The sequence below is a fragment of the Kitasatospora sp. NPDC087314 genome (genome assembly GCF_044744365.1).
Classification (GTDB): domain Bacteria; phylum Actinomycetota; class Actinomycetes; order Streptomycetales; family Streptomycetaceae; genus Kitasatospora.
Window position 1 is genome coordinate 209,714 of record NZ_JBIUYE010000001.1, and the last position, 21,299, is coordinate 231,012.

General features: G+C 72.6%; 17 protein-coding genes. 5 read left to right on the forward strand and 12 right to left on the reverse strand.

Translation table 11 applies throughout. The annotated features are described in order from the left end of the window. Window positions 1-30: 30 nt before the first annotated feature. Window positions 31-609 (reverse strand): TIGR03086 family metal-binding protein, encoded by a 579-nt coding sequence (locus tag ACIO5E_RS00985; protein ID WP_400661986.1) that lies wholly within the window; start codon window positions 607-609, stop codon window positions 31-33. Between the two features lie 101 nt (window positions 610-710). On the opposite strand from ACIO5E_RS00985, the gene ACIO5E_RS00990 reads away from it, so the two are divergent. Continuing rightward, window positions 711-1,694, forward strand: a complete 984-nt coding sequence (locus ACIO5E_RS00990; RefSeq protein ID WP_400661988.1) for a helix-turn-helix transcriptional regulator — start codon at window positions 711-713, stop codon at window positions 1,692-1,694. A gap of 50 nt (window positions 1,695-1,744) precedes the next feature. Here ACIO5E_RS00990 and ACIO5E_RS00995 read toward each other — a convergent pair whose 3' ends face one another. The 9 genes from ACIO5E_RS00995 to ACIO5E_RS01035 form a co-directional block, all read right to left on the reverse strand. Next, the gene (locus tag ACIO5E_RS00995) at window positions 1,745-2,959 is read right to left on the reverse strand and encodes an alpha/beta hydrolase (protein WP_400661991.1); all 1,215 of its coding nucleotides are present in this window, start codon (window positions 2,957-2,959) and stop codon (window positions 1,745-1,747) included. A 160-nt stretch (window positions 2,960-3,119) separates the two neighbouring features. Then, window positions 3,120-3,467, reverse strand: coding sequence for an MmcQ/YjbR family DNA-binding protein (locus tag ACIO5E_RS01000; protein WP_280676742.1), 348 nt, complete (start codon window positions 3,465-3,467; stop codon window positions 3,120-3,122). A gap of 103 nt (window positions 3,468-3,570) precedes the next feature. Beyond that, entirely contained in the window at window positions 3,571-5,946 is a 2,376-nt protein-coding gene (locus ACIO5E_RS01005) for a Dyp-type peroxidase (protein ID WP_400661995.1), read from the reverse strand. A gap of 27 nt (window positions 5,947-5,973) precedes the next feature. Beyond that, complete coding sequence (locus ACIO5E_RS01010) at window positions 5,974-7,911, reverse strand: galactose oxidase-like domain-containing protein (RefSeq protein ID WP_400661998.1); 1,938 nt, start codon at window positions 7,909-7,911, stop codon at window positions 5,974-5,976. 254 nt (window positions 7,912-8,165) lie between these two features. Further along, window positions 8,166-9,395: an acyltransferase gene (locus ACIO5E_RS01015; protein ID WP_400662001.1), complete on the reverse strand. Its 1,230-nt coding sequence runs from the start codon at window positions 9,393-9,395 to the stop codon at window positions 8,166-8,168. Window positions 9,396-9,422: 27 nt separating this feature from the next. Next, a complete protein-coding gene (locus tag ACIO5E_RS01020) occupies window positions 9,423-10,544 on the reverse strand; it encodes an alpha/beta hydrolase (RefSeq protein ID WP_400662004.1) in 1,122 nt (373 codons plus the stop codon). 251 nt (window positions 10,545-10,795) lie between these two features. Then, window positions 10,796-11,470, reverse strand: a complete 675-nt coding sequence (locus tag ACIO5E_RS01025; RefSeq protein WP_280676732.1) for a response regulator transcription factor — start codon at window positions 11,468-11,470, stop codon at window positions 10,796-10,798. Continuing rightward, entirely contained in the window at window positions 11,467-12,771 is a 1,305-nt protein-coding gene (locus ACIO5E_RS01030; RefSeq protein ID WP_400662006.1) for a sensor histidine kinase, read from the reverse strand. The genes ACIO5E_RS01025 and ACIO5E_RS01030 overlap by 4 nt, the downstream gene beginning before the upstream one ends. 152 nt (window positions 12,772-12,923) lie before the next feature. After that, window positions 12,924-13,625 carry a TetR/AcrR family transcriptional regulator gene (locus ACIO5E_RS01035; RefSeq protein WP_400662008.1) on the reverse strand — a complete coding sequence of 234 codons (702 nt, stop codon included), beginning with the start codon at window positions 13,623-13,625 and terminating at the stop codon, window positions 12,924-12,926. Window positions 13,626-13,839: 214 nt separating this feature from the next. Here ACIO5E_RS01035 and ACIO5E_RS01040 point away from each other — a divergent pair, with 214 nt between their 5' ends. Continuing rightward, window positions 13,840-15,444, forward strand: a complete 1,605-nt coding sequence (locus ACIO5E_RS01040) for an MFS transporter (RefSeq protein WP_400662011.1) — start codon at window positions 13,840-13,842, stop codon at window positions 15,442-15,444. A gap of 74 nt (window positions 15,445-15,518) precedes the next feature. Here ACIO5E_RS01040 and ACIO5E_RS01045 read toward each other — a convergent pair whose 3' ends face one another. Together ACIO5E_RS01045 and aceE are read right to left on the reverse strand one after the other, a co-directional pair. Beyond that, window positions 15,519-15,983 carry a nitroreductase family deazaflavin-dependent oxidoreductase gene (locus ACIO5E_RS01045; protein WP_400662014.1) on the reverse strand — a complete coding sequence of 155 codons (465 nt, stop codon included), beginning with the start codon at window positions 15,981-15,983 and terminating at the stop codon, window positions 15,519-15,521. A 110-nt stretch (window positions 15,984-16,093) separates the two neighbouring features. Continuing rightward, a complete protein-coding gene (gene aceE, locus ACIO5E_RS01050) occupies window positions 16,094-18,844 on the reverse strand; it encodes a pyruvate dehydrogenase (acetyl-transferring), homodimeric type (protein ID WP_400662016.1) in 2,751 nt (916 codons plus the stop codon). 517 nt (window positions 18,845-19,361) lie between these two features. Between aceE and ACIO5E_RS01055 the strand changes: the two genes are divergently transcribed. The 3 genes from ACIO5E_RS01055 to ACIO5E_RS01065 all read left to right on the forward strand — a co-directional run bounded on the left by ACIO5E_RS01055 (window position 19,362) and on the right by ACIO5E_RS01065 (window position 21,258). Next, window positions 19,362-19,802 carry a DUF3052 domain-containing protein gene (locus ACIO5E_RS01055; RefSeq protein ID WP_400662019.1) on the forward strand — a complete coding sequence of 147 codons (441 nt, stop codon included), beginning with the start codon at window positions 19,362-19,364 and terminating at the stop codon, window positions 19,800-19,802. A 224-nt stretch (window positions 19,803-20,026) separates the two neighbouring features. After that, window positions 20,027-20,485, forward strand: coding sequence for a peroxiredoxin (locus tag ACIO5E_RS01060; RefSeq protein ID WP_400662022.1), 459 nt, complete (start codon window positions 20,027-20,029; stop codon window positions 20,483-20,485). 197 nt (window positions 20,486-20,682) lie between these two features. Further along, on the forward strand, window positions 20,683-21,258 hold the full coding sequence (locus ACIO5E_RS01065; RefSeq protein WP_400662024.1) for a TerD family protein: 576 nt from the start codon (window positions 20,683-20,685) through the stop codon (window positions 21,256-21,258). Window positions 21,259-21,299: the final 41 nt, after the last annotated feature.

Below are 21,299 nucleotides of genomic sequence, written 5' to 3' on the forward strand. Positions count from 1 at the left end.
GGGACAGGGGCCGAACCGGGTGGGCGCCGCTCAGACCTCCCGGCCCAGCCAGGCGGCCAGCCGGGTGTGCACGTCGGCGTCCGGTGCGACCGGCCGCACCGCGGCGAACGGGACGGGGCCGCCGCGGTGTTCGGCCGACAGGACGGCTTCGGCGACGGCCAGCGCGGCGTGTGCCAGCGCGTCGTCCAAGGGCTGGTCGGAGCCGAGCGCGCGGGCGATGTCCCAGGTGTGGGCGACCGTCTCCATCAGGTAGCCGCCGACCGCGATCCGGCCGGGCACCACGCCCCAGGGCGCGTGGGTCGGGCGCTCCAGCGCGGCGTCGTCCGCCCAGGCCGCGGCGGCCCGGGCGCGGGCCCGGTCCAGCGCGCCCGGCCAGGCGTCGTCCGGCAGGTCCCCGGTGGCCGCGACGACGTCCTCGGCCCGGCCTCCCTCGCCCATGTACGCGAATCGGTGGACGCCGCCGACCACGTGGCCCAGCAGCTGCCGCAGCGTGAACTCGGTGCACGGGGTGGGCCGGTCGAGGGCCTCCGGGGTGATCTCGGCGAACAGCTTCGCCAACTGGCCGAGGGCGAGCAGGTACTGCGGGCGGGCGTCCTGGACGAAGGTCACGTGGAGTCAGCTCCCTGATGTCGGGCGGGCTTTCGGGCTCGGACGGCAATCTCCCAGTAAAACCTGACAACCGCCGTCAGGATTGCTGGGATTCTGCTGCCATGAAGGCCGACCGCCTGCTCTCGATCCTGCTCCTGCTCCAGACCCGCGGCCGGGTGCCCGCCACCGAACTGGCCGAGCGCCTGGAGGTGTCCGTCCGCACCATCTACCGCGACGTGGAGTCGCTCTCCGCCGCCGGCGTGCCCGTGTTCACCGAACGCGGCCGGCACGGCGGCATCAGCCTGCTGCCCGGCTACCGTACCGACGTCACCGGCCTGACCGCGGACGAGGCCCGGGCCCTGTTCGTGCTCTCCGCCCAGGGCGCGCACAGCGACCTCGGGCTGGACGGCGCGCTCGGCTCGGCGCTGCGCAAGGTGATGGCCGCGCTGCCGGCCCCGCACCGCCCGGCCGCGGAGCGGGTCACCGAGCGCATCCTGGTCGACCCGGCCCGCTGGATGCAGAGCGGCCCGGCGGCCGGTGCCGCGGCCGGGCCGGAACTGGGCGAACTGCAGTACGCGGTGTTCGCCGACCGGCGGTTGCGGCTGCGCTACCGGCACAGCGGCACGCCCGCGCCGGTGGAGTACACCGTCGACCCGTACGGGCTGGTGAGCAAGGCCTCGGTCTGGTACCTGGTGGCCGATCTGCGCGGTGAGCCCCGGCTGTTCCGGGCCGACCGGGTGCTGGCCGCCGAGACCACCGACGAGGCGGTGCGCCGCCGTCCCGGGGTGGGGCTCGGGGACGCCTGGGCGGTGCTGCGCGAGCAGGTGGAGCGGCTGCCGAAGGAACTGCCGGTCCGGGTGCGGGTGCGGCGCGGGCGGCTGGACATGTTCGTCCGCATCCACGGTGGCCGGGTCACCGCGCCGCCACCGGAGGGGGGCGCCGGGCCGGCCGAGGAGTGGGTCGAGGTGGCGATGGTCTTCCCGGCGCCGGCGGCCGTCCGCTCGCTGCTCGCCTTCGGCGCGGACGTCGAGGTGCTGGGCCCGCCCGCGGCCCGCCGCGAGCTGGCCCGGGCGGCGGCGGACGCCCTGCGCCTCTACCAGGACTAGGGAGGCCCCAGGGCCCTTCCGGCCGGCCCGCAGGGGTCGGGCGGGCGGGATCAGGAGCTCGGGGCGGGCCGGACGACGTCCTGGTAGTGGCCGAGCGAGATCGCCGCGAAGTTGTGCAGGCTGTCGGTGCCCTCGGTGAAGTAGCCGTTGTGGCCGGCCGCGCGGGCCGAGGAGATCTGCTCGGCGCCGAAGCCGCTGCCGGTCGGGTCGGCGCCGTGGCCGAGCCCGCCGACCTCCAGGTACGGGACGTTGCCGATCCAGTCGCTGGGGTTGCGGGTGGCCCAGACGTGCACGCCGGTGCCCAGCTCGCTGGTGCTCTGCACGCCCATGCCGGGGCTGCCGAACACCATCAGGTCGGTGACCCCGGAGACGTCGGAGGGCGAGGCGGCCGCGCGCGGGATCTCGGGGGCGGCGTTGCCGCAGACCACGGAGCCGTACGAGTGGCAGAGCAGGGCCGGGGGCGCGTCCGGCCGGGTGGTCTCCTTGAGCCCGGCGAGCAGCCGCTGCAGCCGGGGCGCGCCGACGTCGGCGAGCCGGGAGGTGACGGCGTCCGGGCCGAGGCCGGAGGGGGTGACGTAGCCGGTCCAGGCGATCACCGCGGTGCGGGTGTTCGGCGCCTGCTTCTGCTCTTCGGCGTACAGCGCGCGGGCCATGCCGGCGGGGGAGCGCAGCGGTTCGACGGTCTGGTCGAAGTGGCCGAGGTCGGCGTCCGAGCCGGGCACCAGGACGGAGATCCGCTCGGCGTCGGCGAGGTCGCCCCACACCTCGGTGACCAGGCCGCGGCCGCGCGGGTCGAAGGCGAGGACCTGGCGGTCGGGGGAGAGCAGGTGCTCGACGTCGTTGGCGCGGGAGACGGCCAGCTGGCGGGTGTCGGAGTCGAGCTTCGGGTCGGCGGCGCGGGCCCGGGCGTGGTCGCGCTCGGCGGTCAGCGCGATCTTGTTGGCACGGTAGCGCAGGCCCAGCGGGGCGCCGTCGAAGTTGCCGACGACCAGCGGGTAGTCCTGGATCAGCCGGTCCAGCTCGGTGGGGGCGAGCGAGGCGAAGAACTCGGCGGTGGCGGCCGGGCTGGTGGTGGCAGGGTCGGGCAGGGTGCGGCCGAAGGTGTGGTCCCGGCCCCAGGCGGCGCTGCCGGCCGGGGGCGTGGAGATCGCCAACTGCTCGGTGGAGGCGGCCGCCTGGGCCGCCGCGGCGCCGGCGTCGGCGAGCACGGCACAACCCGCGAACGCCCCGATCAATACCCGCTTCCAGCGTCGACGGTTGCGCACCGCACCAACTCCCTTGGGGCCCGTCACCGTTTCTCGGGCGGTGCCCGGAGGGTGCGATAAGACTGCTTGCTTCCTTGCGCAAGCGTAGGGTGCCCCGGGAGGTGACGCGCCCGCCCAAACTGTGGGATGGATCACATGAACCGGCGGTGTCGTTTCGGCGTCAGGGCGTGTCGTGCGCGTCGAACTCGCGCAGCATGCGCTTGGGTGCCGTCCGTCGCCAGGCCTCCACGACCAGGTCGCGCAGTTCCTCCGGGTCGACGCGGTCCAGCCGGACGCTCACCCAGCCGTGCCGCCCGACGTACGGGGCGCTGGAGAACACCTCGGGCTCGGCGGCCAGCAGTTCGGCCTGGTCCGCGGGGGAGGCCTTGACGGTGACCGCCAGGCCCCCGGGGGCGCCCATCGCGAAGATCCTGCCGCGCACCCGCAGGGTCTCGATGTCCCAGGTCGGTTCCTGCGCGGCCTCCGGCAGGGCGAGCGCCATCGCGCGGAACTCCTCGAACGTCACCATGGCGGCAGGTTAGACCGACCGGCGCCGACAACGCGCCCCCGGTGCGCGCGAGGCGTACCGGGGGCGTGCGGTCCGGTCTGGCCGATCTGGCCGATGTGGCCGGTCAGCCCAGCGAGGCCCAGGCATCGCAGGAGCGGTCGCCGGAGACCAGTCGGTCGGGGTGGCCGCTGCCGTCGGCGATCGAGATCCGGCGGTAGCTCTGGCCGCAGAACGCCCAGTACTCGCTCTGGCCGCCGACCCGTTGGCAGTCCGGGACGGGCAGGAAGCAGTCCACCCGGCTCAGGCCGTTCAGCGAGCCCCACTGGGAGATCTCACGGTCGGTGCGCTCCCGGACGTCGGTGTGCGCGGAGCCGTCGGCGATCGAGCAGAGCCGGTACTGCTGGCGGCCGCTGGTGGTGTGGAACACCCAGTACCAGCTCTTCCCGCCGACCCGCTGCTGGTCGGGCACCGGCAGCCAGCAGTCCACCTGGCCGACGCCGCTGAGCGAGCCCCAGGCGGTGAGGTCGCGGTCCGCGCGCTCCAGCGCGGTGGTGTAGCGGCCGCCGCCGCAGGTGATCGAGACGGCCCGGTACTGCTGGCGGCCGCTGGTGCTGTGGAACACCCAGTACCAGCTCTTCCCGCCCGGGTTCTGCAGGTCCGGCATCGGCAGGATGCAGTCGACCCGGCCGACGCCCTGCAGACAGGACCAGGTGGTCAGCCAGGTGTCGTCCTCGACCTTGCGGTCGGTGTGGGCGGAGCCGTCGGCCACCGAGATCAGCCGGCACCGGTCGCCGTGGAACGCCCAGTACTGGCTCTGCCCGGCCCGGCGCTGCTGGTCCGGGACGGGGAGGAACTCGTCGCACGGGTACGCCTTCACCGGCTGCGGCTCGGGCTGCCGGCCGCCGCCCTGCTGCTGGGTCTGCCCGGTCTGCCCGCCCTGGCCGGTGGTCTGCCCGCCGCCCTGCGGGGTGAGCCGGCCGTCGCAGAGCGCCTTCAACACGCTGATGGACGGCATGAAGGCGTACACCGAGCCGGTGGTCTGCACGAACTGCTGGAAGCTCACCGGGGTGTGCCTGATCGTGCCGTCCTGGGCCCGGCTCTCGAAGTCGACGTCGGGGGCCTCCTGGGTGACCGGGTCCTTGCCGGGGACGGGCCGCGGCCCCGCGTGCCCGGGCGGGGTGGTGTCCGTCTGACGGTTGGGCGGGAAGTTCGGCTGGTCCATCCAGTCGGCCTGGATGAACTCGAACTGCCGCTGGATGTCGGCCTGGTAGCAGATGAACAGCAGGCCGCGCGGGTCGTCGGGACCGCCCGGGCCCTCGGACGCCGGGTCGAACGGGGCCCCGTACGGCGTGCCGCGGCGCATGATCCGCCGGCCGTCGAGGTCCTTGGCGGCGATCGGCTCCTTGTCCGGGCTCTCCTGCAGGGCGGCGCGCGGGCTGGTCTTGCGCAGGTGTGACCAGAGCGGGGTGACCAGGCCCTCCAGATCGTCCCGGAAGTCGAAGTCGTTGTCCGAGGCCGCGCTCGGGGTGTTCGGGACGTCCCGGTCCTGGTGCTTGCAGACCGGGGCGCCGGAGCGCCAGCGGCCGACCATCCGGGCGGCCAGCCACTCGGTGGTGGCGCTGTCCGGGACGGCCTTGGCCTGCTTGAGCTCCCGCAGCTTGATCGAGACCTGCGACCACCAGCCGGGGACGTCCTGGGCGAGCCGGCGGATCACCTGGAAGGAGCCGTTGCGCGACCAGACCGGGTACTGGTCCTTCGGGAAGCTGAACGGGTCGTTGTCCTCGCCGCAGACGAACTCGCCGGGCGGGATGAGCCGGGTGCCGGGGTGGCCGTCCATCTCCTCAGGCCTGGCCGGGTCGGGCCGGTCGAAGTCCCTGATGCCGGGCTCGCTGATGCCGTCCTTGAAGCCGAAGTGCTCCTTGCCGCGGCGGCTGCCCAGCAGGGTCTGGGCGTTCTGCTGGTAGACGATCAGGACGCGCTGCTCGGCGGCCGCGATGCGCTGGGCCTCGATGGCCGCCTGGAGGTCCTTCTCGCTGTCCGCGGAGAGCTTCAGCACGGCGTGGATCGGCTGGTTCTTGCCGTTGCCGAAGAGCCAGTTCTCCGGGGAGTTGTCGCCGGTGTCACCGAGCGCGCCGGCCCGCTTGGCCGAGCCCTCCTTGAACGCCTCCAGGCCGCTGCCGACCGGCGGGGGCGTCACGAACGGGTCGGTGGTGGAGAGCGCGCGCAGGCCCTCGTAGGTGAAGCTGACGCCCAGCCAGGTGGCCTTGAGCGTCTTCGGGTCGTCGCCGCCCGAGGACTTGCGGGCCTCGCTGAACGCCTCGTTGAAGGTGGCGACCTCGCGGGTGGTGGCGATCTGCGGGACCAGTTGGCGCAGCCATTCGCGGGCCCGGCCCGCATCCTCGAACTTGAGGAACAGGACGCTGACGTTGTCCTTCTTGAAGCCGGCGAGGATGTCGCCCTGGATCTCGTCACTCTCGCGCAGTCTCAGATCCGGTGCCATGGGTGGGTTCCTTTCTGGGTGGGGTGGTCAGGCCGAGGAGCTGAGCTGGATCCATTTCGCGACGCTGGGTACGCCCTGGTCGTTGAGCAGGAAGAGCATGTACCAGCCGGGCGGCGCGGCCTTGGCGTCCGGCGGGGCCTGGAGCTGGAGCCGGTTGCCGGCCCGGCTGGTGATCCGCAGGTCGAGGTGGCGCTGACTGGTGTTGACCGAGTGGGTGGAGGTGGTCGGCGACAGCAGGACGGCCTTGACGGCTTGGCCCGGGGTGGTGCTGGTGACCGTGAAGGTCCTGTCGTAACCGACCGGCGAGGTGGGCGGGTTGTCCAGCGCGGGCCGGTCGCCCTGGTGCAGGTAGGCGGGCTCGTAGATCTCGATGGTGCCGTTCATGGTGACCGGGCCCGTGGTGCCGGGGACTCCGCTCACCGTGCCGTTGACGTCCGTGTTGTTGGCCAGCTGCTGGAGTTCGTCCCCGGTGACCATGACGCGTCCGTCCGGCAGGACCACGGCGTTGGAGTGGTAGCCGCGCGGGAGCCGCTGGACCGGGCCGAGCTTCCAGTTGCCCTGGTCGTCGCGCAGTTCGACCTGGCGGTACTTGAGGTCGGCGTTGGGGTTGTACGGGCCGTTGCCGTAGTCGCGGATGTCGTACGCGCCGTTGACGGTCATCAGCCGGCCGTTGGGCAGCAGGAGGGTGTCGTCCTGGGTGCGACCGAACGCGCGGGACTTCTCGGCGGTCCAACTGCCGTTGGAGAAGCGCAGGGTGCTCGGGTTGTCGCGGTCGCCGCCGAGGACCAGGGCGGAGTCCGGGCCGTTGACGCCGCCGGGCAGCATCACGGCGGAGCCGTAGTTGCGCTTGCGGCCGTCCGGGCGGGCCGTCAGGTCGCTGCGGGACTCGGCGACCGGGTCGAACTTCCACTGCTCGTTGGGCTGGCGGCCCAAGCCGTAGACGTTGCCGTCGTTGAGCGAGAACAGGTGCGGGTAGTCGGTGGTGAACGGGCCGTCCGCCTTGAACCGGTCCACCGGGGTGTTCCTCGGGGTGTCGTTCTTGCCCTGGGGGACGGGCGAGCCCTTGGCGGGGAAGCGCTCGACCACCGGGGTCGGGGTGCCGTAACCGAGTTCGGACTGGCCGGACATGATCAGCTGCCGGCCGTCGGCGCCGGTCACCACCGAGGGGTACCAGCGGCCGACCGACATGTCGGGGTTGCGGGTCCAGGTCTCGGTCCACGGGTCGAAGATCAGCGAGAGCTTGGCGCCGGTGCCGCCGTTGCCGCCCAGGTTGCCGCCGAAGACGCCGAGCATGCCGTTGGGCAGGAAGGAGTGGCCGGAGCAGAAGAACGGCACCGGGCGGGGCTCGTTGAGGCCGTCCGGCATGTCGGCGACCGGCGGGGTGACCTGCTTGAAGGCGTCCTTGCCGGTGCCCTTGGCCGGGTCCCAGAGGAAGGCCCGGCCGGCGTTCTCCTTGCCGGTGGTCTGGGTGGGGGCGGGTTCCTTCTCCGGGTTGGTCTCGATCCGCTCGAAGGAGAACAGCAGCACCTTGCCGGTGGGCAGCAGCGCGACGTGGTCGCCGAAGTCGGGGGAGGGGAAGTACTCCTTGAACGCCCCGAAGACCTTCGGGTCGAAGGCGGCGTTGGTGCTGGACTGGGAGGCCGTCAGCGCGTTGTACCGGTTGGTGCGGGTGGTCTGCGGGTAGTCGCCGATGCCGCGGATGGCGGCGCGGGCCCGGGCGTGCTCCTCGGCGTGTTCGGCGCCGAGCGCGGCGACCTCGTCGTCCCGCATCTCGGCCATCACCCGGGGGGAGGCGACGTGCGGGACGAGGTCGTTCTGCCCGGGGGTGACCGGCCCGCCGTGGGCGGCGACCGGCCCGACGGCGCCGAGCAGGGTGCCGGTGGTCACCGCGCAGACCACGGCGGTGGCCGACAGCCGGCGGCGGGCCCGGGGCCGGGGCTGTGGGCGTGATGGGGACGGGGACATGGAACTCCTCGGAGAAGGGGTGTGCGGGGAGGAGCGGCGAATGCGGACGGACGGGCCGTGGGCGGGCGCGGTCCAGCGGTGGTCGCCGACCGTCACAGGACATCACAGTGCGTATCGGTTCGCATGCGGATGCATCCGGGTGTGGACCACCCGCGCCGAACCGTCGGCGGAACGGCCGAAGGGGCGCGGACCGGTCGGTCCGCGCCCCTTTCGTGCCTCACCCTCCGGTTTCGTGCATCACCCTCCGGCGCAGGTCACACCATGCCCAGCGCGTACGCGGCGAACAGCGCCGCGCCCGCCGCGGCCAGCGCCTTCCCGGCCCGGGAGAAGGCCGTCCAGGGCCCGTCGAACCGCCGGGTGAACCACCCGATCGCCACCAGCACGGCTCCGAACAGCGGAAGCAGCGCCACTCGGGCGGCCACCCAGCCGAACGAGTCCGGCGCGGTGGTCAGCCCCGGCAGGGCGCCCAGGCCGGCCGCGCCGGGCACCGCCACCGCGAGCATCGCGCTCTGGTGCCAGCAGAAGATCGTCATCGCCGAGAGGTTGACCACCACCACCGGCAGCCACAGCAGCGGACGGCGGGTCAGCAGGCGGCCCAGCCGCTCCCGCAGCAGCACCGCGGCGCCGCACTGCGTCGCCGCCAGGGCCAGCACCAGCAGGGACGGCGGGTGCGAGTTGGTCCGCTCGACCCCGGGCACCCCGACCATGCTGGCCGGGTAGTGGAACACCACCAGCAGGGTGGCGAACAGCGCGCCGCCGCCGAGCAGCAGCACCCGGGCGGTCGGGCGGCCGAGTCGGCCCTGCGCCCACAGCACGCCCAGCTGGTAGCCGAACAGCCAGCCCGGCAGGATGTTCAGCAGCCCGACCCAGGACGGCATCGCCTCCGCCCACGGCCCGTACCGCAGCAGGTCGACCGTGGCGACGGCGGCCACCAGGGCACCCGCCGACCAGCCGCCCAGCCGGCGCCCGGCCGCCACGCAGAGCGGGGTGAGCGCGGTCAGCCCCAGGTAGACCGCGATGTACCAGAGCGGCTGCACCACCAGCGTCGCGCCGGTCCGCACGGTGTCCGAGGGGACGCCGAGCGCGGGCAGCAGCGCGATCAGCAGCGCCCAGACGGCCGTCACCCCCAGCACCGGGCGCAGCAGCCGCACCGTCCGGCCGCGCATCCACCCCAGGTACGTCACGCCCTTGGCCCGGGCGCGCTCCAGCGACTGGACCGAGGAGTGGCCGCCGACCAGGAAGAACACCCCGAGCATCTGCAGCACCCAGCTGATCGGGGCGAGGCCGCCGAGCGCGGAGAGCGGGCTGGCGTTGTGCAGGGCGCCGTCGGCGGAGAGCGTGAAGCCGCCGAGCAGCCAGTGTCCGACCGGTACGGCGAGCAGGGCGAGGGCGCGCAGCCCGTCCAGGGCGCGGTCGCGGGTCTCGGGGGTGCGCGCGTCGACCTGGCGGGCGGCGCTGCGCAGGGCGGTGAGCGGGTGGGCCATGGTGGTGCTCCTTTCGGTGGAGGGCGGTCAGCGGCCGAGCGCGACGGCGGCGAAGGCGGCGAGGGAGGCGGTGCCGGGGGCGAAGTAGCCGGCGTGGCCCTCGGATCCGGTGGCGGGCAGCGGGCGGGCGCCGAAGCCGGGGGCGGTCGGGTCGGCGCCGTGGCCCAGGCCGAGCACCGAGACGTAGGGGACCCGGCCGATCCAGTCGGAGTCGTTGCGGGCGGTGGCCCAGAGCGGGACGCGCGGGTCGAGGTCGGCGGCCGAGCCGACGCCCATCCCCGGCGAGCCGAGGACGACCACGCCGGAGGCCTGGTCGGGGCCGGGGCGGGCCAGGCCGCAGACCACCGAGCCGTAGCTGTGGCAGAACACCGTGGCCGGGGCCTGCGGGCGGGTGCTGACGGCGAGTCCGTCGAGCAGCCGGGTGAGCCGCTCGGCCCCGGCCCGGGCCAGGTCCTCGGTGGCGGCGTCCAGACCGATCCCGAGCGGGGTGGTGTAGCCGGTCCAGGCGATCACGGCGGTCTGCCGGTCGGTGGCCTGGTAGAGCGAGCGGGCCATGCCGGCGGGGGTGCCGTACGGGCTGGAGGCGCGGTCGAAGTTGTGCAGGTCGATGTCCGAGCCGGGGACGACGACGGCGGTGCGGCGGGCGGTGGCGAGGTCGCCGAACACCTCGGCGATCTGGCCGCGGCCGCGCGGGTCGAAGGCGAGGAACTGGCGGCCACCGTCCAGCAGGGTGCGGTAGCGCTCGGCGCGGTCGCGGGCGGCCTCGTGGTCCTGCGGGGTGAGCGCCGGGTCGGTGGCCCGGGCGAGTTCGCGGCCGCGTTCGGCGGTGAGGGCCAGGGTGTTGGCCCGGTACCGGAGTTGGACCGGGGCGCCGTCCAGGTTGCCGACCACCAGCGGGTGCCGGACGGCCAGCGCGTCCTGCTGAGCGGGCGTCAGCCGGGCGAAGAAGGCCGCGACCTCGGCCGGGGTGGTGGTGGCCGGGTCGGGCGGGTGGACGCCGAGCGCGGTGTCGGCCACCCAGGCGGCGCTGCCCGGCGGCAGGCCGGTGACGGCCTGCTGGGCGTCCGCGGAGAAGCCGCCGAGGCCGAGCACCGCGGCGAGGACCACCCCACTGGCCGCGATCGCTCTCCTGACCCGAAACTTCCCCATGTCCGGCCCCTCCCTTGTCCGTTCGACTTCGACGGAGAGGAAGGTAGAAATGCGACGGCCCCGCGGACGTCACACCGCGGGGCCAACTCCCGGGTGCTACCGGGGTACTACTGGGGGTGCAGGAAGGGGTACTGCAGGGGGTGCGGCGCGGAGGCAGGCGCGGACGGCGGCGCGGACGGCGGCGCGGACGGCGGCGCGGAATGCGGCGCGGAATGCGGCGCGGAGCGCGGCGCCGGGTCGGGCCGCGGGCCTCACTGGCCCGGGGTCACCAGGCCCGACTCGTAGGCGAGGACGACGGCCTGGGCCCGGTCGCGCAGGTCGAGCTTGGCGAGGATGCGCCCGATGTGGGTCTTGACGGTCTGTTCGGCCAGCACCAGCCGGGCGGCGATCTCCTGGTTGGACAGGCCGCGGGCGATCAGCTCCAGCACCTCGGTCTCGCGCGGGGTCAGGCCGTTGAGCCGCAGCTTCGGGTCGCGCCGCCGGGCCGGCCGGTTGCGGGCGAAGTCCTCGATCAGCCGGCGGGTCACCGAGGGGGCGAGCAGCGCCTCGCCGGCCGCGACCACCCGGACCGCGGATATCAGGTCGGCGGGCGGGGCGTCCTTGAGTAGGAAGCCGCTGGCCCCGGCGCGCAGCGCCTCGTACACGTAGTCGTCCACGTCGAAGGTGGTCAGCATCATCACCTTGGGCCGGTGCGCGCCGGGTACGGCCGGGTCGAGCAGCCGGCGGGCCGCCTCCAGGCCGTCCATGACGGGCATGCGGACGTCCATCAGCACCAGGTCCGGGTGGGTGCGGCCGCTCACCTCCAGGGCCTGCGCGCCGTCCGCCGCGTCCCCCACCACGTCGATGTCGCTCTGGGCGTTGAGCAGGGCGGCGAAGCCGGCCCGCACCATGGCCTGGTCGTCGACGATGATCACGCGGATGGTCATGCGGGCTTCTCCCGGGGGGTTTCGAGGGGCAGGACGGCGGCCACCTTGTAGCCGCCGTCGGGCATCGGGCCGGTCTCCAGCCTGCCACCGACCAGCCGGGCGCGTTCCCGCATTCCGATCAGTCCCTGCCCGGTGCCCTCCATGGAGGCCTCCAACGACTCGGTGTGCTTCGGCGGCGGCGTGTTCACCACGGTCAGCAGCAGGGTGGGGCCCTCGTCGACCAGGCAGACCCGGACCTTCGAACCGGGCGCGTGGCGCACCACGTTGGCCAGCGCCTCCTGCACGATCCGGTACGCGGAGAGGCCGACCGCCTGCGGCACCGCCTCGGCCAGCCCCGGATCCACGGCCAGCTCGGCCGGGACCCCGGCCCGCCCCACCGTCTCGATCAGCTGGGGCAGTTGCGCGATCCCGGGCTGCGGCACCTTCTCGGCGGCGGACTCCTCGCTGCGCAGCACGCCCAGCAGCCGGCGCATCTCGGCCAGCGACTCGCGCGCGGTGCCGGCGATGGCGGTGAACTCCTCGGTGGCCTCGGCCGGTACGCCGGTGATCCGGTACGGCGCGCTGGCCGCCTGGACGGCGATCACCGACATGTGGTGGGCCACCACGTCGTGCAGCTCCCGCGCGATCCGGGCGCGCTCCTCCAGCAGGGTGCGCCGCTCGCGTTCGGCCTCGCTGATGTGCTCCTGTTCGGCGAGCAGCCGGCGGGCCTCGGTGCGGTCCTGGACGGCCCAGCCCAGCAGCAGGGCGGCGCCGCCGAGGGCGACCAGCAGCATGGTGGTGCCGTCGTCGGAGTGCGGGAAGCCGAGCGTGGTGGTGAGGAGGGTGAGCAGGATCGTGGCGATCCAGACCGAGATCAGGGTGGCCCGGCTCTCCCGCAGCGCGAGCGCGATCAGCAGGAAGACGTACGCCAGGATCATCGGCGCCGTCCACGGCCAGGTGCCGCCGTGCTGGTCGTACCGGGCGGTGATGGAGGCCGTGGTGACCAGGGTGGCCGCGCTGATCCACCAGGCGGCCAGCGGCCGGGTGATGGCGAGCAGCAGCGGCGCGGTCTGGGCGATGGTGAGCGCGCCGGCGATCGGCAGGGCGACGTTGTAGTAGCCGACCAGGGCGGCGATCCCGGTGGGGATCAGCGACGCCTGCATGATCAGCGCCACGACGTACGGCAGCCGCCGCAGCCAGGCCCGGGGGGAGTCCCCGAGCAGCGGGGCGTGCCCGCCGGTCGGGGTGGTGAGGTGGAGCCGGAGCGAGCGGAGCAGCCGGACGGTCTGCGCGCGGACTTCGGCCTTGCTGATCGTGTTCATCGCGGGCCAGCCTAGGAGGGTGGTGTCCGCCCGTCGTCGCACTGGGGTCGAACATCGGGGGTGCTACCGGGGTAGGGGGTGATACCCGGGTGGTACTGCGGGCGGCACTGGTCCGGACCCTACCGGGGTCCTGCCCGGGGTCGGTTCCGGACCTACTGCGGCCCCTGCCGCGGGCCGGTGCGCCAGTGGCCGGCCAGGGCCGGGCCGAGCTGGTCGAAGTGGCGCTCGATGACGGCGACCATGCCCTCGGGCCCGGTGGGCTCCTGCTCGGGGGTCCAGGACAGGTGGGCGGCGCGCAGCACGCTGCCGAAGACGGCGGCCAGCACGGTGGGGCGCAGGTCCCTGGTCGGGTCGAGGCCCTCGCGCTCGGCGAGCACCTGGACGACCACCCGCTCCTGCTCGGTGACCCGGCGCAGGTGGGTGGCGAGCAGGGCGGGGGTCTCCTCGATCATCCGCATCAGTTCGAGGGCGGTGGTGATCGAGCCGGGGCCGGAGCGGTGTTCGGAGCCGAGTTCGAGCCAGGACTGGACGATCGCGGCGCGCAGCGCCTGCAGCGGGGACTCGTGGGCCGGTCGGCGGCGCAGGCACGCGATGAAGTAGTCCTCGGCCTCGGCCATCACGGCGAGCGCGACCTCGTCCTTGTTGGCGAAGTAGCGGAAGAAGGTGCGCTGGGAGACCTCGACGGCGGAGGCGATCTCGTCGACGGTGGTGCGGGCGAAGCCCTGGCCGAGGAAGAGCACGTGGGCGGCCTGGACGAGGGCGTCCCGGGTCTGCTGCTTCTTGCGCTCGCGCAGCCCGGGCAGCCGTTCGGCGGTGACCGGGGCGGCGGTGGGGGTGGGGGTGCGAGCGGCCATGGTGGGGCCTTCCGGGCGCGTGCGGGCGGGGTGGGAGCACAACCTTAGCGTTCTGACAAATGTCAGCCAGGGCCAGAAGTCAGTGTTTGCCGAATGTCAGACGCTGACATAATCTGCCGGAAGTGGCGCTCGCCGGCCGGGCACTCGTGGGGACGGGTGGGCCGCGGCGCCACTCACACGTTTCGTTCTCTGTCACGCCCCCGGAGGGCCCCAGATGAGCCAGTCCGTCGTCAAGAACGCCAAGGCGGACGTCCCGCCGCAGCGCACGCCACCGGGCGGGGGAGGTCTCAAGGGGCACCCCTGGCTGACCCTGCTGACCGTCGCGGTCGGCGTCATGATGGTCGCCCTGGACGGCACGATCGTCGCCATCGCCAACCCGGTCATCCAGGCGGACCTGAAGGCGGCGCCCTCCGAGATCCAGTGGGTGACCAGCGGCTACCTGTTGGCCCTGGCGGTCTTCCTGATCACGGCCGGCAAGATCGGCGACCGCTTCGGACACAAGAACACCTTCCTGGTCGGCGCGGTCGGCTTCGCCGCCACCTCGGCCGCGATCGGCTTCGCCGGCAACATCCAGACCGTGATCGCCTTCCGGGTGCTCCAGGGCCTGTTCGGCGCGCTGCTCCAGCCGGCCGCGCTCGGCCTGCTGCGCGGCGCCTTCCCGGCCGAGAAGCTCAACATGGCGATCGGCATCTGGGGCGGCGTGATCGGCGCCTCCACCGCGGCCGGCCCGATCGTCGGCGGCCTGCTGGTCGAGCACGTCAACTGGGAGTCGGTCTTCTTCATCAACATCCCGGTCGGCCTGATCGCGCTCGGCCTGGGCCTGTGGATCCTCAAGGACGTCCGGGCCGAGAAGGCCGCCAAGTCCTTCGACGTGCCCGGCATCGTGCTGCTCTCGGTGGCGATGTTCGCGCTGGTCTTCGGCATCATCAAGGCCCCCGAGTGGGGCTGGGGCGACGCCCGCACGCTGCTGTTCCTGGGCGGCGCGGTGGTCCTGATGGTGCTCTTCGCGTTCTGGCAGGCCCGGGCCGAGGAGCCGCTGATCCCGCTCAGCCTGTTCCGTTCGGTGCCGCTGTCGGCGGGCACCCTGCTGATGGTGCTGATGGCCTTCGCGTTCTTCGGCGCGATCTTCTTCGTGACCTTCTACCTGCAGAACGTGCACGGGATGTCGCCGGTTTCGGCCGGCGTCCACCTGCTGCCGATGACCGGCATGATGATCGTCGGCTCGCCGGTGGCGGGCATCGCGATCGGCAAGCTCGGCCCGCGGATCCCGATCGTGGCCGGCATGCTGATCACCACCGCCGCGATGTTCGGCATGTCCACCCTGGACGCGGGCTCCGGCACCGGCGTGATGTCGCTCTGGTTCATCCTGATGGGCCTGGGCATCAGCCCGGTCATGGTCGGCGCCACCGAGGTGATCGTCGGCAACGCCCCGCTGGAGCTGTCCGGGGTGGCCGGTGGCCTGCAGCAGGCCGCGATGCAGGTCGGCGGCAGCCTCGGCACCGCGGTGCTCGGCGCGCTGATGGCCGCCAAGGTCACCGACGTGCTGCCCGGCAACTGGGCCAAGGCCGGCCTGCCGCCGGTCCAGGGCGCGGACGCGGAGGGCCTCAAGCAGGCCGCGCAGCTCGGCATCGCCCCGCCGGCCCCGGCCGGCACCCCGCAGCAGGCGGTGGACGCGATGGCCGGTGCCGTGCACGACTCCTTCGTCAGCGGCATGTCGCTCGCCTTCGCGGTCGCCGCCGTGGTGGCCTTCGCCGCCGCCGTGCTCGGCCTGCTCACCCGCCGTGGCGCCGTCGACGCGGGCCCGGCCGTCCACATCTGATCCCCGCCCCACACCAGCGGCCCCGGACTCGGCGGAGTCCGGGGCCGCCGTGCGTCCTCATCCGCCGCCCGGGGTCAGACCCGGGCCAGGGCGACCAGCGGAATCGTCCGGCCGGCCCCGGCGCGGTAGTCGGCGAACCGCGGCCCGGTGGCGATCTGACGGGCCCACAGCGCCTCGTGGTCCTCCGGCGCGACCAGGGTGGCCAGCGCGGGGTAGCGGTCGGTGCCGACCTCGACGGTGACCTCGGGGTGGGCCAGCAGGTTGCGGTACCAGAGCGGGTCCTTCGGGCTGCCGCCGTTGCTGGCGAAGATCACCAGCCGCTCGCCGTCCGGCAGGTAGACCAGCGGCGTGGTGCGCGGCTCGCCGCTGCGGGCGCCGAGGACGGTGAGCAGCAGCAGCGGCCGGCCGGTGAACTCGCCGCCGACGACACCGCCGTTCGCCCGGAACTCGGCGATCACCTCTCGGTTGAACTCGCTTCCGCCGTCGGCGGGTTCGGGGTGCTGTCGACCGGGGTTCCCGGGTGCGATCTCGTTCGTCATGGGGACGAGACTAGGGCCTGACATCGGTGCGAGGGTCGAGGCACGGGGCGGGAACGCCGAAGGGCCGGGCCTCCGTGCGGAGGCCCGGCCCTTCAGGGTCTAGCGGGTGATCAGGCGTCGCCGCCGGCGGCACCCGGGTCGGCCGCGGTCACGTCGAGCAGCTGGTAGCGGTCGATCGCGTCCTTCAGCGCGCTGCGGTCGACCTTGCCCTGCTTGGCGAGCTCGGTGAGCACCCCCAGGACGACCGACTGCGCGTCGATGTGGAAGAAGCGACGAGCCGCACCGCGGGTGTCGGCGAAGCCGAAGCCGTCGGCGCCCAGCGACTGGTACTGGCCCGGCACCCAGCGGGCGATCTGGTCCGGCACCGCGCGCATCCAGTCGGACACGGCGACGACCGGGCCCTCGGCGCCCTGGAGCTTCTGGGTGACGTACGGCACGCGCTGCTGCTCCTCGGGGTGCAGCAGGTTGAACTCCTCGGCCTCCACCGCGTCGCGGCGCAGCTCGTTCCAGGAGGTCGCGGACCAGACGTCGGCCTTGACGTTCCACTCCTCGGCGAGGATGCGCTGGGCCTCCAGGGCCCACGGCACGGCCACGCCGGAGGCGAGGATCTGGGCCGGGATCTGACCGGCGGTGCCCGGCGCGTACCGGTGCAGACCCTTGAGGATGCCCTCGACGTCGACGTTCTCGGGCTCGGCCGGCATCTTGATCGGCTCGTTGTAGACGGTCATGTAGTAGAACACGTCTTCACCGTGCGGGTGCTGCTCGCTGGAGCCGTACATCCGCCGCAGACCGTCCTGGACGATGTGCGCGATCTCGAAGCCGTACGCCGGGTCGTACGCGACGACGCCGGGGTTGGTCGAGGCCAGCAGGTGCGAGTGGCCGTCGGCGTGCTGCAGGCCCTCACCGGTCAGCGTGGTGCGGCCGGCGGTGGCGCCGATCACGAAGCCGCGGGCGAGCTGGTCGGCCATCTGCCAGAACTGGTCACCGGTGCGCTGGAACCCGAACATCGAGTAGAAGACGTACACCGGGATCAGCGGCTCGCCGTGGGTGGCGTAGGACGAGCCGGCGGCGATCAGCGAGGCGGTGCAGCCGGCCTCGGAGATGCCGTCGTGCAGCATCTGCCCGGTCGGCGACTCCTTGTAGGCCAGCAGCAGATCGCGGTCGACCGACTCGTAGGTCTGGCCGAGCGGGTTGTAGATCTTCGCCGACGGGAACAGCGAGTCCATGCCGAAGGTGCGGTACTCGTCGGGCGCGATCGGCACGAAGCGGTTGCCGATGCCCTTGTCCCGCATGAGGTCCTTGAGCACCCGGACGAACGCCATGGTGGTGGCGATGGTCTGGTTGCCGGACCCCTTCTTGACCGCCTTGTACGCGTCGTCGCCGGGGAGTTCCAGCTGACGCGGGCGCACCTTGCGGGTCGGCACGTAGCCGCCCAGCTCGCTGCGGCGGTCGTGCATGTACTGGATCTCTTCGGAGTCGCGGCCCGGGTGGTAGTAGGGCGGGTAGCCCTCGTCGAGCTGCTTGTCCGTGATCGGCAGGTGCAGCCGGTCGCGGAAGCGCTTCAGGTCCTCGACCGTCAGCTTCTTCATCTGGTGGGTGGCGTTGCGGCCCTCGAAGTTGGGGCCGAGCGTCCAACCCTTGACCGTCTGGGCCAGGATGACCGTCGGCTGGCCCTTGTGCTCGCGGGCCGCCTTGAACGCCGCGTAGATCTTCTTGTGGTCGTGACCGCCGCGACCCAGGTGCTGGATCTGCTGGTCGGTCATGCTCTCGACCATCTTGCGCAGGCGCAGGTCGCTGCCGAAGAAGTGCTCGCGGATGTACTGGCCGGTCTCGGTGGCGTAGGTCTGGAACTGGCCGTCCACCGTGGTGTTCAGCTTGTTGACCAGGACGCCGTCGCGGTCCTGCGCGAGCAGCGGGTCCCAGCTGCGGTCCCAGACCAGCTTGATCACGTTCCAGCCGGCGCCCCGGAACTGGGACTCCAGCTCCTGGATGATCTTGCCGTTGCCGCGGACCGGGCCGTCCAGGCGCTGCAGGTTGCAGTTGACCACGAAGGTCAGGTTGTCCAGGCCCTCGCGGGCGGCCAGCGACAGCTGGCCCAGCGACTCCGGCTCGTCCATCTCGCCGTCGCCGAGGAAGGCGTAGACCTGCGAGTCGGCGGTGTCCTTGATCCCGCGGTGCTCCAGGTAGCGGTTCATCCGGGCCTGGTAGATCGCGCCGAGCGGGCCGAGGCCCATCGAGACGGTCGGGAACTCCCAGAAGTCCGGCATCAGCCGCGGGTGCGGGTAGCTGGACAGGCCGTACGGGGCCTTCGACTTCTCCTGGCGGAACGCGTCGAGCTGCCGCTCGGACAGTCGGTCCAGCAGGAACGCGCGCGCGTAGATGCCGGGGGAGGCGTGGCCCTGGAAGAAGATCTGGTCGCCGGACTCGCCCTCGGCGTCCTTGCCGCGGAAGAAGTAGTTGAAGCCGACGTCGTACAGCGACGCGGAGGAGGCGAAGGTGGCGATGTGGCCGCCCACGCCGATGCCCGGGCGCTGCGCCCGGGAAACCATGACGGCCGCGTTCCAGCGGGTCGCGTTGAGGATCTTCCGCTCGATCTCCTCGTTGCCGGGGAAGAACGGCTCGTCCTTGGTCGCGATGGTGTTGACGTAGTCCGTGCTGCGCATCTCGGGCACGGCGACACGCTTCTCGCGGGCGCGCTCGATCAGGCGGAGCATCAGGTAGCGGGCACGCTCGCGCCCCCGCTCGTCGATGGCCGCGTCAAGCGACTCCAGCCATTCCGCGGTCTCCTCGGGATCGAAGTCCGGGACCTGACTCGGAAGGCCGCCAATGATGATCGGGTTGCGATCGGATCCGGAAGCCACGCTGTTCCTTCACTGTCGGTCGAAACTGAGGTGTGTCGCGCCGCCTCCATCGTGCTACCGCGCTCGGAGATCCGTCATCTCTACCGATCGGTAACCGTTCCGCCTGGTGGGCGGGACGGTCTGGTGGTGCGCGGTCCGGGCGTCTTCGCCCGCCCCGCACACCCCCGGGTGTTACGAACAGAGGTGGTCCGACCTGGTTTCCCGTCCGCCCGATGGCGGGCGGCCGGGGTGAGGGCCAACAGGAGACTCTACGCCCGCGTACGCGCGGACCCGAATGCCGTTCGCATCTCGGGCACGTGTACGGCCTGTGGGCCGGGACCACCCGAAGCATCGTTGTCCTACACAGAGAAGGGCAAATCGGTGTGATTCCCGACACGTCCGGACGGCGTGTCCCGGTGCGACACGTCAACCTTTGGGGGGGATCGGGGGTCGGGTACTTGCGCGAACCGCCGCGCCCGTGTGGACTACGGCCACAGCCTCGGCATGGACGCCGAGCCGAATACTGGAGGTTATTCCCGTGAGCGCGACCGCGGACCCCGCGGACAAGTCCAACCCGGCGGCCCGTCTCGGCTTCGAAGAAGGCCAGATCATTCAGGAGCTGGGGTACGACGACGACACTGACCAGGATCTCCGCGACGGCATCGAGGAGCTCACCGGGACGGATCTCGTCGACGAGGACTACGACGACGTCGCCGACGCCGTCCTGCTGTGGCACCGCGACGACGACGGGGACCTCACCGACTCCCTCGTCGACGCCCTGGAGTACCTGGCCGAAGGTGGTCTGATCTGGCTGCTGACGCCCAAGACCGGGCGCGACGGCCACATCGAGGCGTCCGACATCGCGGATGCGGCCCGCACCGCGGGTCTCTCCCAGACCAGCTCGATCGCGGTCGCCAAGGACTGGGCGGCCACCCGGCTCGCGACCAAGTCCACGGCCAAGCCGGGCGGCAAGCGCTGAGCGGATTCTGAAGCCCCGGACCGGGCCCCGCCGGAGGATCCCTCCGGCGGGGCCCGGCCGTTTCCGGCGTGCGGTGCCGGGCGCGGACGCGTTCGCCCAGGGCGAAAGGGGTGGAGCGCGGAAGCCCGGGCCTCATCCGTTCGGCGGAACGCGGGTGATCGGATGCGAGGATGGCGCTGGGCCGCGCCGCCGCGCGGCGTGGTCGCGTCAGAAAGGTCCCGTCCATGGCCATCGAGGTCGGCACCGAGGCTCCGGACTTCGAGCTCAACAACCAGCACGGCGAACCGGTCCGCCTCTCCGACTTCCGGGGCGAGCGGAACGTCGTCCTGGTCTTCTACCCGTTCGCCTTCACCGGTGTCTGCACCGGCGAGCTCGGCGCGATCCAGCGGGAGCTGCCGCGGCTGCAGGACGACCGGGTCCAGGTGCTCGGCGTCTCCTGCGACTCGCAGTTCACCCAGCGGGTCTTCGCCGACCGGGAGGGCCTGGAGTTCCCGCTGCTGGCCGATTTCTGGCCGCACGGCGAGGTCGCCCGCGACTACGGCGTCCTCGACGAGCGGAAGGGCTGCGCCCTGCGCGGCACCTTCGTGATCGACACGGCGGGCGTGGTGCGCTGGAGCGTCGTCAACGACCTCCCGGACGCCCGGGACGCGCAGGAGTACCTGAAGGCCCTCGACGCGCTCTGACGGCCCCGGGAGCCGCGCTGCGGGCCCCGTCCGGCCGAACTTCGAACAGCCGCGCCGGGCCCGTTCGCGCATCCGGACGGGAACCGCGCACTACGCTCGGTCCGTTGGCCGGGTGGCGCAGGAGCCGCTCGCCGGCCGGCGCCTCGAACCGCACCACCGGGGGCACCAGGGCGTGCCTCCCGATTCTTGGAGGACAAGTGGGTGTCAGCCTGAGCAAGGGCGGAAACGTCTCGCTCACCAAGGAGGCCCCGGGTCTTGTGGCCGTGGTCGTCGGCCTGGGCTGGGACGTCCGGACCACCACCGGGACGGACTTCGACCTGGACGCCAGCGCACTGCTCTGCAACGACCAGGGCAAGGTCGCCGCGGACGGGAACTTCGTGTTCTTCAACAACCTGAAGAGCCCGGACGGCTCCGTCGAGCACACCGGTGACAACCGCACCGGCGAGGGCGAGGGCGACGACGAGGCGATCAAGGTCAACCTGGTCGGCGTCCCGGCGGACGTGCAGAAGATCGTCTTCCCGGTCTCGATCTACGACGCCGAGAACCGCGGGCAGAACTTCGGCCAGGTGCGCAACGCCTTCATCCGCGTGGTGAACCAGGCCGACAACACGGAGCTGGCCCGTTACGACCTCTCCGAGGACGCCTCCACCGAGACCGCGATGGTCTTCGGTGAGCTGTACCGCAACGGTGCCGAGTGGAAGTTCCGGGCCATCGGCCAGGGCTACGCCTCCGGCCTGCGGGGCATCGCCCAGGACTTCGGCGTCAACGTCTGAGCCGTCGGCAGCCGAGGCGGCGGCGCGCAAGCCGTGCACGG

Coding starts and splice junctions, on each gene's coding strand:
- ACIO5E_RS00990 (WP_400661988.1), top strand. CDS start 711: ATGAAGGCCGACCGCCTGCTCTCGATCCTGCTCCTGCTCCAGACCCGC.
- ACIO5E_RS01000 (WP_280676742.1), bottom strand. CDS start 3,467: ATGGTGACGTTCGAGGAGTTCCGCGCGATGGCGCTCGCCCTGCCGGAG.
- ACIO5E_RS01005 (WP_400661995.1), bottom strand. CDS start 5,946: ATGGCACCGGATCTGAGACTGCGCGAGAGTGACGAGATCCAGGGCGAC.
- ACIO5E_RS01010 (WP_400661998.1), bottom strand. CDS start 7,911: ATGTCCCCGTCCCCATCACGCCCACAGCCCCGGCCCCGGGCCCGCCGC.
- ACIO5E_RS01015 (WP_400662001.1), bottom strand. CDS start 9,395: ATGGCCCACCCGCTCACCGCCCTGCGCAGCGCCGCCCGCCAGGTCGAC.
- ACIO5E_RS01020 (WP_400662004.1), bottom strand. CDS start 10,544: ATGGGGAAGTTTCGGGTCAGGAGAGCGATCGCGGCCAGTGGGGTGGTC.
- ACIO5E_RS01025 (WP_280676732.1), bottom strand. CDS start 11,470: ATGACCATCCGCGTGATCATCGTCGACGACCAGGCCATGGTGCGGGCC.
- ACIO5E_RS01030 (WP_400662006.1), bottom strand. CDS start 12,771: ATGAACACGATCAGCAAGGCCGAAGTCCGCGCGCAGACCGTCCGGCTG.
- ACIO5E_RS01035 (WP_400662008.1), bottom strand. CDS start 13,625: ATGGCCGCTCGCACCCCCACCCCCACCGCCGCCCCGGTCACCGCCGAA.
- ACIO5E_RS01040 (WP_400662011.1), top strand. CDS start 13,840: ATGAGCCAGTCCGTCGTCAAGAACGCCAAGGCGGACGTCCCGCCGCAG.
- ACIO5E_RS01045 (WP_400662014.1), bottom strand. CDS start 15,983: ATGACGAACGAGATCGCACCCGGGAACCCCGGTCGACAGCACCCCGAA.
- ACIO5E_RS01060 (WP_400662022.1), top strand. CDS start 20,027: ATGGCCATCGAGGTCGGCACCGAGGCTCCGGACTTCGAGCTCAACAAC.